The sequence below is a fragment of the Methanosarcina sp. UBA289 genome, from assembly GCA_002496565.1.
GTDB lineage: Archaea > Halobacteriota > Methanosarcinia > Methanosarcinales > Methanosarcinaceae > Methanosarcina.
Genome location: DAKJ01000028.1, coordinates 18,565 through 32,349, shown reverse-complemented (window position 1 = coordinate 32,349; position 13,785 = coordinate 18,565). Strand labels below are relative to the sequence as shown.

The window sequence follows — 13,785 nt, the reverse complement described above, 5'->3', positions numbered from 1 at the left end:
ACAAACAATACAGAAACACAAATAGGAGAAGAAAAAAGTCCCGAAAATGTAGAAAACAAAGTTGAAGAAAAAAATGATAAACCTAACCATAGATTAAGAGTAAGAACCATAAATAGAACAATCGACGAAGATATTACCGAAGTGGACAATGAATCAAAAAAAGAAGTACAAAAAATAAAAACAATAGACCGAGCAGTCAGCAAAGATATTAATGAAGTTAAAAAAGAATCAAAAATCAAAACATGCAATGGCACAAAAATTGTGGAATGTAAGGTAGTGAAAACTGAAGTGAATGTTTCCAGTTGGATGACAAGTCTAGGAAATCAGGAAGTAAAGACGGAGATAAAGGTATATAACTGGACAGACATCCAAGGAAATGAGTCAGTAATACCTGAAATAAAAACAGAGAAAAATAGCTGGAACAATCTGAACTTCATACTGTCATATCCCTATTCCATTCGTTCATTTTATACCGTAAACGAGAGCTTGAAGTTAAACTATAATGGTCCTGAGGCTTTTGGACAGCAGAATGTTGATATATATCTTGTCAAGGAACGCAACTCGAACGTTCCAGAAAAAGAGATTTCAAGCAACATGAATGGGAGCATGATTAGCTTCGAAGATATCTTCAATAATACAGAATCTTACATCCAGATACCTGCGACTTTGAACAAAGACGGAGACCTTACTCCACTGACACTGGGCCCTCTTCAAGCTGGCAATTACTGGATTATTATAATCCTTGCAGGAAACGAAACGGAAAATCCTGAATCGGAAAAAGAGATTCTTTTAGCAAACTATTTTGAAGTTCTCGAATACGAAATGGAGGCCGGAGCTCCGTATACACTCACGGAAGGTGAAGACTTAGAAGTCAACCTGAATCTGAAGAATGCGCCTGCTCAGAAGAATTATACCTACTGGGCTGTACTGATAAAAGATGATGCCTATACAGTGTCTGAAAGTAAGAATCCAAGCTGGATGACAGTTGGAGTCAGACCTGTCGTGAACGGTGTTGACATTATAAAGAGTTTGGAAACTAGTTTGATGAAGTCTGAATCCAAAAATGAAAAAGATGAACTTAAGAACGAAATCCAGACCCTTATTGGAGGGGGTAATGGTACTATAAGTATAGGAGAGAAGAACCAGGACACCCTCTCCCTGAAAAGTCTCGACCTTCCCCCAGGAGACTATCTGCTTCTTACAGGCGCCTATGAAAATAGTGAAGGTCTAGCAGGTATAGCCCAGAAAGAGTTGAGGATATCCGCTGAAAATAAATATGGATTGGGCGTGAGATCCAGCTCAGAAAATACATTCGATAGTAACTCATCACTGAAATTCAAAGTCTCTCCGCTTATGGGAATTAAGTCCATTCTAGAAAACCCAAAATCATTCATATTGGAGGATGTAAAGCCATACATTCAAGCAAACTCATTGGTAGAAATGGTGAAAAATCCACCAAAAGTTCCCTCCTTCCTTTTAGGTTTTGCAGGAACACTCCTGATAGGGCTTGCTGTACTGAGAAAATGGAAGTAAAAGCAATAAAATAAATCCAGAAAGCCAGGATGGAGATTCTCCATCCTGTTTTAACAAAAACAGGAAAACTTTAAAAAAAGATTGAGAGAAAGGATGTAGAAAGTTACAGTCCTTTCTCCCTATGCCTGGATGCAAAAATCTGAATACGAAGGTATGTTTTGCTGCAGACGGTCCTAAATACTAAAAAGCAAAATATATAAACTAGTTTTATCATTTGTCTTTATATCTGTATAGAATTTTTATAATTAGTCCAGGCATAAAATACAGTTCTTTATTAACATCTATTCCAATGGACAATAGCCTTTCTAGTCAAAAGAATACCAAGATGAGAGGTTAGAAAAATTGCTTCCTGACGAAACTAAGATATTAAAGCCAGTTTTTACATTTATCAAAGACCCTAAAAATAAGGAAAGTTTGAGATTACTGTTTTTGCTTTCTGTTTGCCTGTTCCTGATTATATCTCCCGGAGCAGCAGCTGCCTCAAGCAGCTGGGAATTTATCCCCGAAAATCCTGCTGTGGGGGATATAATGGAGATAAAAGGGAACGGTTTTGAGGGTGAGACGGCGAAAGTGGTAGTAACCTTTGAAAAAGAGGTGGAAGTTCAGAATGGAAAATATGAGTACATACTTGAAGATATAGTAATTCCCTCCAGTTCCTATAACAGCTTTACCGTGCAAGCAGAAGGAGTCGAGGACTTAAATGTAAGAGCAAAGATGCTCATATGGACAACTAAAAGTGCAAAGGCAAAAGATGGCACTGCTACCGTTTCCCAAACAAGTGTTCCTTCAGGGAAATATCAGATCAGGATCGATGGAAAGGCAACTGGTTCTGACGTAAAACTCAAAATAGCAGCTATGCAAGAGATAGATATAGACTCTGAAGGAAGTCTAAGCTATCTATATAGTACTAAGTCTATACCGGCTGGAGATTTTGAAGTAAAAGTCGAAGGCATTACAAAGCAGATTGAATTACGGCCTTCAAAAATCCTGCCTTCGGAAATAAACTCTTCTACGGAACAGAATGTGAGTGAAGAACAAAATAATGAAAGCCTGCCTTCGGAAGCAAACTCTTCTACGGAACAGAATTCAAGTGAAAAAGAAGATAATGCAAGCCTTGGAGATAAAGACCAGGAACAGATGAAGGAATCCAATGGAAACTCACACAGATCGGGCTTGAAATCCAGCTCTGAGAATAATATTGGGGATAACATATCTTTAATGAAAAATAAAGTATCTTCTCTAATGGGAATTAAGTCCATTCTAGAAAATCCAAAAACATTCATATTCGAAGAGATCAAGCCGCACATTAAGGCAAAAACATTAACAGAAATGGTAAGAAATCCTCCAAAAGTTCCCTCCTTCATGTTAGGTTTTGCAGGAACACTCCTGATAGGGCTTGCTGTACTGAGAAAATGGAAGTAAAAGCAATAAAATAAACCCAGAAAGCCAGGATGGAGAATCTCCATCCTGCTTTAACAAAAACAGGAAAACTTAAAAAAGAGATTGAGAGAAAGGATGTCGAAAGTTACAACCCTTTCTCCATATACCCGGACACGAAAACATGGATACGAAAATATGTTTTACTGCAGACGGTGCTAAATATTAAAAAGCAAAATATATAAACTAGTTTTATCATTTGTCTTTATATCTGTATAGACTAGTTATGATTAGTCCAGGTATAATACAGTTTTTTATTAACACCTATTCCAATGGACAATAGCCTTTCTAGTCAAAAGAATACCAAGATGAGAGGTTAGAAAAATTGCTTCCTGACGAAACTAAGATATTAAAGCCCGTTCTTACATTAATCAAAAACCCTAAGAATAAGGAAAGTTTGAGATTACTGTTTTTGCTTTCTGTTTGCCTGTTCCTTATTATATCTCCCGGAGCAGCAGCTGCCTCAAGCAGCTGGGAATTTATCCCCGAAAATCCTGCTGTGGGGGATATAATGGAGATAAAAGGGAACGGTTTTGAGGGCGAGACGGCAAAAGTGGTAGTAACCTTTGAAAAAGAGGTAGAAGTTCAGGACGGAAAATACGAGTACATACTTGAAAATGTAGTTATTCCCTCTGGCTTCGACAACAGCTTTACCGTGCAAGCGGAAGGAGTCGAAGACTTAAATGTGAGAGCAAAGATGCTCCTGTGGCTAACTAAAAGTGCAGAGGCAAAAGATGGCACTGCTACCGTTTCCCAGAAAACTGTACCTCCAGGAACATATCAGATCAGGATAGACGGAAAGTCAACTGGTTCTGAGGTAAAGCTCAAGATAAAAGCCATGCAAGAGATAGAGGTAGATTCTGAAGGAAGTCTAAGCTATCAATATAATACTAAGTCTATACCAGCAGGCGATTTTGAAGTAAAAGTTGGAGATATTACAAAACAGATAAAATTACAGCCTTCGGAAACAACTTCTTCGGGAATAAATTCGAGAGATATAAAAGCCGAGGAAACAAATGAGAAGAAAACTGGAAAAACAACCGATGGAGTAAACGAAGAAAAAGTAAAGGAAAAAAACACTTCCAACGAAAAGAAATTTATTGGAAGCTCCTTTGACACGAAATCGAAGAAAGTATGGATAGCAGGAATATTAGTTGGATTAATATTGTTCTTAGTTTATTTAAAAATAAGGAAGTCGTAAAAAATTAGTAAATAGATTTAGATACATTAATTAATATAATATATTGAATAGTATTTCGATAAACTATAAATACATATTAATAGTAGACATCTCTTGTAGATAAAATATATGAATGATAATTAATTTAATTAAAAGAGAAATTTATTAAAAAAGAAATTCGCGGATGAAAGCTTAATAATTAATAAAGTAGATAATAAACAAAAGTAAAAAATACATAGCAAAAATCCGGGATAAAACAATAAATGTTAATTTAGGGGTGTAACTATTGAAGAAAAAAATAGAAACAAATGAGATAAGTCTCAGAAGATGTAAATTAACCTTCGCGGTTTTAATCTGCATTTTCGCACTTATTTCGGTATCAGCAGCTGTTTCCGAAAAGGGACTCTGGGTTGCATCTATCGAGAAAAATGGAGATAATGTTCTTTTTGCAGATCACGATGACAGCCAAACTGAAGGTGGCTGGATTCAACTCAGTGGAGGAAAAGAAATCCAGCTTCCACAACCTCTTAGCTTTAGTTACTGTGGGACGGATACCCTGGAGAGGGACGGAACTACACTGAAACTAAATCCAGAGATAAAGCCCAACACAAAACCAAAGTCAGACAAGGAGAAAGACACTGAACTGGAATTTACGTACCCTTACTCCACACATCCATTTTATACTGAAGACCAGAAAGTGACAATGGACTATAATGGTCCTTCAGCCTTTAAGAAGCAGGAAGTGAATGTTTATCTTGTCAAAGGAATTGGTGTGAATTCCATCGAAGAGGCCATTGACCTTGTGGATAACGAGAGCAAAAGCCTTGAAGAAGTTTTTAACGAGGGCACGAATTCTTACACCAAAACATGCGCAACTCTGGATAAGAATGGTGACCTGACTGGATCGCTTACCTTTGACTGTCTTGAACCAGGGAGTTACGGCATCCTCATAACACTTGCTGACAACGAAGATAAAAAGGATAAAACTGAAAAGAAAAAATCCAGCGCCGAAAAGAAAGTTCTTTCAGCAACCGCCTTTGAAGTAGTCAACTACAAACTAGAAACAGATGCAGTTGACACTTTTGAAGAAGGAGATAACCTTGACGTTGAGATGTGCCTGGAAGATGCACCCGCTGGTGGAGAATACACATACGGTGCCATGCTGATAAAGAAAGAGGCTTATAAAGCTGAAATAAGCGTCAACAGCGACGGAACAAGAGACGGAACAGAGATTTTCGTTAACGATATCGATCTTGTCAATGACCTATGCATTAACTCCACAAATTATAAGTCCAAGTTAAGTAAGAGTGAACTTACAAACGAAATCCAGACTATTATTGGAGAAGGCAACGGTACTATAAGCATAGGCGAGAAGAACCAGGATACTCTTTCCCTGACAACCTTCGACCTCCAGCCAGGAGACTACCTCCTCTTTACAGGCGCCTATGAAAAAGGTAAAGGCCTTGTAGGCATAGACCAGAAAGAACTGACCATATGCACAGCCGGAACTTCACCAATATAACTAGAGAAGTACTCAGAAGCTGACATAAATTCAGGATTCTGGAAACAGAGTTAGAATCTGAATATATCAGTAGAAATAAAAGGTAAAATCTAACAGGTTAAAACTCTGAAAAACGGAAAAGAATCAAAGGCCTGAAAAATGGGTTCTTTTATAGAACCCTTAATTTTTTGATTTTTTCACTTTTATATCGCGGTTTTTTCACTATTTTTATTTGTAAAATCTTAAATTTATAGTTTCAAACCACAATTACTCAATAAGTTTTTCAGTCAATGATCTTTTTATTTTTAATTTGGCAAAAAAACACATAGAAGAAAACATCCGCGGCAAAAAAACTATTGAAAAGCTATTCGTGGCTGAAAAATCCATTACAGGAAAGAGCTATTGAGTAAATTTTTGGAGTTAGGATTAGTCATTTTGAGTTCACAGTTTATTCATGTAGATGCCTTAATAAACCCGAGATAGAGTGGAGCAAAATTCCGGTAAAAGTCATACCCATCCCTATAAAGGAACTCATAACCATCAAAACCGTCGGCCCGAAGGCAAGGCTTTCGCCAAGAGAATAAGTCCGTAATAAACAGAAGCCTATGTATAACCCACCAGACCAGAGAATAGAACCTGGCAGGGTAAACCAGTACAGGGGATTAAATTTCACTTTCTCAAAATTACTTATTAGATAAACCAGACCTTGCTTTAAAGGGCATTTAGTCAAGCCTTTCATATTATAGAACTGAATTATATATTTAAACATAAACTAACCCCCAAGTCAATAGCAAGTAATATTATTTACATATACGGACTAATTTTATTAAACATGGTAGTTTTAAAATATAAATACTTTTCTAAAATACCAGATATGAATAAATTATATTTGGAAAAAATCACATTAGATTTTGTATAGTACGGAAGGATCAAAAGTCCTCAAAGTTTGGAAATTTTGATAATTACTAAAAGAAGTCGTTGGACAGTTCCAAGGACTTAGGGATTTTTAAACTTCACACTAAAAACAAAAAATAGAATAATTGCCTTAGTGACGCGTAGACAGCAAAATATCATATAAAAACAGATTATGTCTTCACTTACAAGGCTTTGATTTATGTAAAAAGAAGGTGTGAAAAGTCTACATTTTTTTTCTGGAACCCAGCAGCATTCCTATGTCCTCCTCCGCCATAAAGCTGAGCAATTTTGGCACAATCAGGAGAGTCAGGATTTTCTGAATCAGACCTAAGGCTGAATACTACCATATCCTCTACGGCCTGCCACATAATAGCAATATCATATTCAGGTTTCTTGTAGATGAATTCTCCAAGCTCGGAGATGTTCCCGGTAGTGTTTACAAGCCTGGCCCTCCAGTTATGGAAAGTGAAATCTACACCACGATCGAAGGCTTTCTTGAGTTTGTAATTTTGAGCCTCCAAGAGCAATTCACCGAGGGATATCATTTTATTTACAGTATTCTCATAATTCAAACCAAGAAGTTGATCCCATACAGGATTATCAGGGGTTTTAACCATTAGACTGAAGCCTGCACTGAAAGCTCTGGTCTCAGGATATTCAAACCTCCACATATCCTTATCCCCGATATAAGCTACAGCTACAGGAGACGAAATGTCCTCAGGATGTGTGAACTCCCATGTAAGTATACAGGCTGCATTTTCAAGGGAACGAATGCCTGGAATACTACTCGAATACCAAAGATCCGGAAATTTCTCCACAGCGGTCTTGTGATGATCAATCCAGATCAGTTTAGGCCCGCAAACCTTTACGAATTCATCCATCTTATCGCTGGTAAAGTCAACAAGCCATACTTTTTCGGCTGCCTTTATTTCATCCTCACTCCAAGATTCTTTACCATAATTTATAGCAACAAATTTTATGGCAAATTGATTACGGTCATAGTAGTTTCCAGCGACAGCAGCTGCACAGCACCCGTCATTATCATCATGATAATAAATTAAAATCATGCGTTTATCATCTATCATTTTCAATTCCCCTTATTTTACAGGATTTCACTATCATGTATTCTACTGCATAGTTCATTTCAAGATATATTTAAAGAAAACTCGATGTGGAAAATACTGCATCAAGTGGTTATATTTAGATAAAAATATTTTTAAATATTAGTTCGATATAAGTATAGTATAAGAAAAAAGGAGGAAAGTGGGGTGAAAAGCGGAGACGCTAAAAAACATATGAAGGCTTAGTAGATAATTTCGGGAAGAAATCCTCTTGAGAATAGAGGAAACACAATAAGGGGGCGACAAAATGAAGGAATTTTGCAATATTTGTGGTAGGGAATTGCTAGAAGATGTGCTGGTTGTGGATACTAGTCAGGATATGAAACCAATAAAATTCAAGGACGTTCATGGAGATAAGTCCGATCTGATATGCATTGAGTGTGCAGCTGATTCAGTTGAGAATCCACCCTTTACATGTTCGAGGTGTGGACAGCCAGTCGAATTAGGCGAGCACTTCTATATACTAAGGATGGGAACCGTAAAACCTGGTGGGCCCAAGATAGACTTTAAAGAAATATCCTCAGACGATAAATGTATCTGTATCACCTGTTATGAAGAATTCATGAATCTTGAAGAGGAAGAAGAACTAGATTAAATGAATAAGTTAATCTCTAAACTTTTTCTTATTTTACCTTAATTTATATAGAATGCCGCAGAAAACTAGTTGACAACATGAATGATAGGTAGAGTAGCACTCTTATTTTCGATTATCAGTAGTTTTATTTTTAGAGTTTTATGATTGAGTCTATGCTTCATAGATAAGTGACAAAACCTGAATAGTTTAGATTCTTGATTTGTCCTTTTTTAATCAAATTCAAAGCTTCATTCCATTTTAAAGTCTTACTTGAAGAACAAAAAGACTGAAAGCTTAGCATTGGAGCAAGTATCCACTTAATAGCCTGCCATATTGTTCTATAATGTTATTCAAACATTTTAAGTGTCTAATCTCAACATTTTTAGACAAAAACGACTTCTTTTCATATTTCAGTTCATGTATAACAAGAGGACAATATTTATTTTTATCAACTGTTGTTTTTCTCAGAATCATTGTAGTTTGAACTCAAAGCTTTCTTAAGAAATTTCTTTGTAGCTTTTCTATTCCATTTTGCACTTAGCACGAAATAGATTGCGTTTCCATCAGAGTCAACTGCTCTGTAAAGATATCTCCATTCGCATTTTACATTTATATAAGTCTCATCAACTCTCCATGAAACATTCATTGGGTCTTTATTGATGTACCGATCTCATGATTGTTGTATGATCGACTGTTATTCTCCTTTCTGCCATCATTTCCTTAAAATATCTGTAGCTTAATGCATACTTTAAGTACCATCTTACGTTTCAATAGGATAATTTCCTCTTCATATGCTTCATTTAAAGGAATTTACTGGCATAATATATATTTCTAAGTTCCTACTTATTTTAGTGAATTCGTTTCATAATTTTTTGCAATAGAACCTCTAATGAAATGCCCTCTACTAAATGATTTAAAAAGCTCTCCCCACTCCTCTCTAATCCTCCTGATGTTTTAATTATTTTACTCGATTCATTTTTTGGCTACAATATAGCCAGATATGGTTTTAGTATTACTACCCTTAGCATTCTTTACTGTCAGTTTGACAGTATACTTTCCTGCCTTATTATATGTGTGTGCAGGATTTTTGGATGTTGAATATGTTCCATCTCCGAAGCTCCATTTCCAGGAAGTTGGACTATTGGCGCTCTTGTCAGTAAACTGAACTTTCAGTGGAGCTTTTCCTGACCTTGGAGAAGCTGAGAATGCAGCAACTGGAGCCTTTAATGGAGCTGCAACATTTATATAACCTGATTTTTTTAATGTGTTGCTTCCAGCCGAGTTGCTTGATGTGAGTGACACTGTATACTTTCCTGCCTTACTATATGTGTGTGCGGGATTTTTGGATGTTGAATACGTTCCATCCCCGAAACTCCATTTCCACTTTGTCGGAGTTCCTGTACTCTTGTCAGTAAACTGAACTTTCAATGGAGCATTTCCAGAAGTTGGAGAGGCAGAAAATGCAGCAACGGGAGACTTCAATGGAGCTGCAACATTTATGTGGCTGGACTTTGTAACCGTATTGCTTCCTTTTGCATTCTTTACAGTCAAGGAGATAGTATATTTTCCTTGTTTGTTGTAAGTGTGCGCCGGATTCTGGTCTGTTGAATATGTTCCATCTCCGAAACTCCATTTCCAGGAAGTTGGACTATTGGCACTCTTGTCAGTAAACTGAACTTTCAGTGGAGCATTTCCAGAAGTTGGAGAGGCAGAAAATGCAGCAACAGGTGGTATTGGTTCCGGTTCTGAAACAGTGACCATGTAAATATTTTCTTCTCCAGCATCAATTGAATATCCCCATACTATTTTGTTATCGTAAATAGCAGGCCAATATGCTAATCCACCGGCACTAATTTTCATTTTCTTATTAGTGGAGATGTCGTGCATATAGATACCATGATTTGCCCAACCATCATCATCTCCACCATCATCCTCCCACACTATCCTATTCCCATAGATTGCAGGACGTGCCTGGAAATCTGCACTGCTAGTTATCTGAGTTTCCTTTTTAGTGGAAAGATCATACATGTAGATATCACCGTTTCCATTGCGTTGATATTGCCATACTATCTTGTTACCGTAAATAGCAGGGTCCCATGCTGATCCAGTGGCACTAATTTTCATTTTCTTATTAGTGGAGATGTCGTGCATATAGATACCATGATTTGCCCAACCATCATCATCTCCACCATCATCCTCCCATACTATCCTGTCACCATAGATAGCAGGATGCGTCTGAGCATCTGGACTGCTAGTTATCTGAGTTTCCTTTTTAGTGGAAAGATCATACATGTAGATATCGGCGTTTCCGCTGCGATAATCTTCCCATACTATCCTGTTACCATAGATTGCAGGATTGTCTCCGTGTCCGCTAGTGATTATTTGAGTTTCCTTATTAGTGGTAAGATCATACATGTATATTTCCGAACCTCCGTAGCTAGAGTATACTATTCTATCACCATAAATGACAGGATTTATGCCTGAGTGCCCAGTGGTGGTTATTTGAGTTTCCTTTTTACTGGAAAGATCATACATGTAGATATCGTATCCATCGAACCGATCTTCCCATACTATTTTATTACCGTAGATAGCAGGATTGTGTGCGAATCCGCTGGTACTTATCTTAGTTTCAGTGGTCTGAAGCGAAGCGCTTTTTTCAGCAGTTGCCAAGGCTGTAGACGGAACGTAATCATCTTTTATAGTGGCGTTTCCGGTATCATTCTCAGTAACTGCTAATGCTGCAGACGAAACCAAAAGTAAGATTAGAGCTATTGAAACTAAACCTATCTTACATAGAGTCTTTGTTTTATTCATTTTTATTCACCTCTACATTATAACTCAGGAGTTTTAACTCCATTATTCAATATTTAGAAAACATACTTAAGTTTTTATACTTGGATTAAAATTTTCTAAAAATGAGCTTTGTTTAACTATTTTAGAGAAAGAATGAATATTTTTTTAATGATTGAAGGTCTAGATTCTTCCGGAACTTTTAAGCCTGAATTATCATAAATGTAAAAAAGAAAATGTTTCTACATCTTCATTGAGATTATTCACGCTACTTAACTAGCGTTCCAACAAACAAAATGAATCCTAATGTTTCTGAAAAGCAGATAGTAAAAACGCTTAAATATTTTGAACAGTGATATTAGTATGCAGACCTATTTCCTAGGTTTGGTCTGCCATCATCGGGGTCAGGTCTTATTTGCTCCCTGACCCCACTCAAGCCAAGGCAGGGTTATCCTTCCCCGCCCAGTACCTCTTATTTAGCCTATGCTCTTATTTTTTGCACAAGTTGGGGTTGTGTATTTAATAATAGAATTTACTTAGACAAGCCAGACTTACATCATCTAGTCAAACAATACTTTTAGGCTGTTTCAAATAACAACAATGACCTAGATAGACTTTAGGCATTCAAGACTGGAAAAGATATATAAAGAATCCATTCTTTTCTTGTTTAGTTTTTAAGGAGTATTAAGCCTTATTTATCCAATTAAATGTAACATCATTACCTCCCCAATTAAGGTAAAGTCATTAAACAATTTATTTGCTATTTAGAGAACTTAAATGCTTCAATTATTGATTAAACATCTTTTTTCCTTGCTTTTAAAATCGAATTTTGTATGAATGAAAGTGACATTAAATGCCTTAGTTACAAATAGAAAAAAGTCGTGAATAAATAAAGTTTTAATCTCGATCATTTATCTACTTAAAAGATTATCATAGATTATTTCTCTAAAAAATTTGTTTTTAGAGGTACCTTAATTGAGAAAATTCTAAATGTATATCTATTGTCCAAAATTAGCATTCTATATCTTAATATCTTAGTTTTAACACTGATATAGAAAAATTCTATAAAAATGAAAAAATTTTTAATCTAAAATGCTCACTATCACCCAGATATCTTCTGCAAAAATAAGCTTTGAATATAAAATATATAAGAGATTAAAAGAGAAATAAAAAATAAAAGAAGCCTCGGGCGGGATTTGAACCCGCGACCTCGTCCTTACCAAGGACGCGCTATACCCCTAAGCCACCAAGGCACTGTTGCTCTAAGAGCATCTCCAAAATATCACAGCAGAGATATAAAGGTTTCGACTGACAGCAAGAAAAATGGAGATTTTTCTCCAAACTGCTAAAAAAGATACAACTTTATTTTAAATAAATTGAGGAAATTTGCTTGAAAAAGGTCATTTTGTTCCGATTTTATTGCTTAGTTCGCCTTTTCCTGAGATTTCCTTTATAAATTCCAGCGCTCATCGATCGGGAAGCGCTCGTTGATCCACATAAGAACGTAGTTGTTGTGGACTATCTTATAGGAGCGGGAAAGGACAGGTATGCCGTCGAAAGTAGGTTCCCCTTCCAGGATTTCGAGCTCGCCCATGTCGCGCCTCGTCTCAAGGTTATGGCTGCGCAGAATCCGACCAATCGGGATATCCGCCCGCATGAGCTGCTCTCTCATTGTATTAGGCATGCGTTCCAAAGGAGAGAGAGATCTTGCATAAACAAAAGTAGTGCCCCCTGCGGAGAGCCGGACTACCCTGTCGTTTACCTCACTGCCTTCTTCCACGCCCAGAAGGGCAGCCATCGCTTTGTCAGCCTTAACGGTATACTGGGACTCAGTTATTACACTTACCGGCTTTCGGGTCATTATCTCCAGCAGGAAAGTCACAGAGCCGTCGGTTCCGCAGCAGACACGCAGGCAGGTGGGAATCTCAAAGCTCTTCAATTTGTCTAGAAAATCGCCACTCAAAAAGATACCTCAAGGTAGGGATGCCAGGTGGTAAAAATTTCAAAACAGGATTAAGTCGTTAGGAGTTTTACTCCCCTCCGACTTCTTTCTTGGCATTCTTTATGCGCTCTTTTGCCGTATATCCAGTCGCCTTATATAGGAAATCCCTGAAGGCCTTATTAGTCTGCAGGACAATTTCATTATCATTTACGGTTTTATCGGAAACTGTGTCCACAGAGAGCATTTTATTCTCAATCCAGACTTTTATCTTTGACATTGCTCCAAAGGAGGTCTCAAGGACTCCTTCATTTCTGGAGATTTCCCCGGGAAAACACTCTGTCATTACAGAGTAAATCCTGTCAACATCAGGCTTAAAACCACGCTTCAATTTATACTGCTGCATTGCTATCCTCTTATAAGAGATTTTCATCTATAAGAGATTTTCATCTCAGATAAAGTTTGCTTAGAATCGATTTGCTTAGAACCTTTCCCTTGCATTCCCTTACTTACCATTATATTTCCAATATTCCAGTACATTTTCCTTACATCTAGCGCATTTCGTTACACTCCAGTACATTTTGTCAAGTAAGGAAAAGACACGATTTTCTATAATATATCTCTAATAATTCAGTTCTGCTAATATTTAACATTGGCCATTAATTTAATATGAATTTGAATAAATTCAATCAATACCACACAAATTTGAATGCGGATTTCCCCTATATTCTCTTAAAGAGAGTTCCATTTTATTCAAGATACATAATATTTTACCTGATATAAGCCACAGTTTCT

General features: G+C 36.9%; 11 protein-coding genes and 1 tRNA gene. 5 read left to right on the top strand and 7 right to left on the bottom strand.

Features of this window, described 5'->3' with window-relative positions; all coding sequences use genetic code 11:
• The 4 genes from BP549_RS15230 to BP549_RS15215 form a co-directional block, all read left to right on the top strand.
• Positions 1-1,533 (top strand): TIGR04279 domain-containing protein (locus BP549_RS15230; RefSeq protein WP_292382045.1); only part of this gene is annotated, 1,533 nt, incomplete at its 5' end.
• Between the two features lie 429 nt (positions 1,534-1,962).
• A complete protein-coding gene (locus BP549_RS15225; RefSeq protein ID WP_292382044.1) occupies positions 1,963-2,955 on the top strand; it encodes a hypothetical protein in 993 nt (330 codons plus the stop codon).
• A gap of 340 nt (positions 2,956-3,295) precedes the next feature.
• Complete coding sequence (locus BP549_RS15220; protein WP_292382042.1) at positions 3,296-4,171, top strand: hypothetical protein; 876 nt, start codon at positions 3,296-3,298, stop codon at positions 4,169-4,171.
• 265 nt (positions 4,172-4,436) lie between these two features.
• Complete coding sequence (locus tag BP549_RS15215) at positions 4,437-5,672, top strand: TIGR04279 domain-containing protein (protein WP_292382040.1); 1,236 nt, start codon at positions 4,437-4,439, stop codon at positions 5,670-5,672.
• 427 nt (positions 5,673-6,099) lie between these two features.
• On the opposite strand, the gene BP549_RS15210 is transcribed toward BP549_RS15215, so the two are convergent.
• Complete coding sequence (locus tag BP549_RS15210) at positions 6,100-6,420, bottom strand: hypothetical protein (protein ID WP_292371472.1); 321 nt, start codon at positions 6,418-6,420, stop codon at positions 6,100-6,102.
• A gap of 343 nt (positions 6,421-6,763) precedes the next feature.
• Positions 6,764-7,651 carry a DHH family phosphoesterase gene (locus BP549_RS15205; RefSeq protein WP_292382038.1) on the bottom strand — a complete coding sequence of 296 codons (888 nt, stop codon included), beginning with the start codon at positions 7,649-7,651 and terminating at the stop codon, positions 6,764-6,766.
• A 283-nt stretch (positions 7,652-7,934) separates the two neighbouring features.
• Here BP549_RS15205 and BP549_RS15200 point away from each other — a divergent pair, with 283 nt between their 5' ends.
• Positions 7,935-8,282 (top strand): hypothetical protein, encoded by a 348-nt coding sequence (locus tag BP549_RS15200; RefSeq protein ID WP_292371474.1) that lies wholly within the window; start codon positions 7,935-7,937, stop codon positions 8,280-8,282.
• A gap of 427 nt (positions 8,283-8,709) precedes the next feature.
• Here BP549_RS15200 and BP549_RS15195 read toward each other — a convergent pair whose 3' ends face one another.
• The 5 genes from BP549_RS15195 to BP549_RS15175 all read right to left on the bottom strand — a co-directional run bounded on the left by BP549_RS15195 (position 8,710) and on the right by BP549_RS15175 (position 13,396).
• On the bottom strand, positions 8,710-8,907 hold the full coding sequence (locus BP549_RS15195; RefSeq protein WP_292382036.1) for a DDE-type integrase/transposase/recombinase: 198 nt from the start codon (positions 8,905-8,907) through the stop codon (positions 8,710-8,712).
• Between the two features lie 326 nt (positions 8,908-9,233).
• The gene (locus BP549_RS15190; protein ID WP_292382034.1) at positions 9,234-11,075 is read right to left on the bottom strand and encodes a PKD domain-containing protein; all 1,842 of its coding nucleotides are present in this window, start codon (positions 11,073-11,075) and stop codon (positions 9,234-9,236) included.
• A gap of 1,157 nt (positions 11,076-12,232) precedes the next feature.
• Positions 12,233-12,304, bottom strand: a tRNA-Thr gene (locus BP549_RS15185).
• A 197-nt stretch (positions 12,305-12,501) separates the two neighbouring features.
• Complete coding sequence (locus tag BP549_RS15180) at positions 12,502-13,014, bottom strand: chorismate--pyruvate lyase family protein (protein ID WP_292382032.1); 513 nt, start codon at positions 13,012-13,014, stop codon at positions 12,502-12,504.
• A 67-nt stretch (positions 13,015-13,081) separates the two neighbouring features.
• Positions 13,082-13,396 carry a DUF5611 family protein gene (locus BP549_RS15175; protein WP_292371477.1) on the bottom strand — a complete coding sequence of 105 codons (315 nt, stop codon included), beginning with the start codon at positions 13,394-13,396 and terminating at the stop codon, positions 13,082-13,084.
• Positions 13,397-13,785: the final 389 nt, after the last annotated feature.

Coding starts and splice junctions, on each gene's coding strand:
- BP549_RS15175 (WP_292371477.1), bottom strand. CDS start 13,396: ATGCAGCAGTATAAATTGAAGCGTGGTTTTAAGCCTGATGTTGACAGG.
- BP549_RS15200 (WP_292371474.1), top strand. CDS start 7,935: ATGAAGGAATTTTGCAATATTTGTGGTAGGGAATTGCTAGAAGATGTG.
- BP549_RS15195 (WP_292382036.1), bottom strand. CDS start 8,907: ATGAATGTTTCATGGAGAGTTGATGAGACTTATATAAATGTAAAATGC.
- BP549_RS15210 (WP_292371472.1), bottom strand. CDS start 6,420: ATGTTTAAATATATAATTCAGTTCTATAATATGAAAGGCTTGACTAAA.
- BP549_RS15205 (WP_292382038.1), bottom strand. CDS start 7,651: ATGATAGATGATAAACGCATGATTTTAATTTATTATCATGATGATAAT.
- BP549_RS15190 (WP_292382034.1), bottom strand. CDS start 11,075: ATGAATAAAACAAAGACTCTATGTAAGATAGGTTTAGTTTCAATAGCT.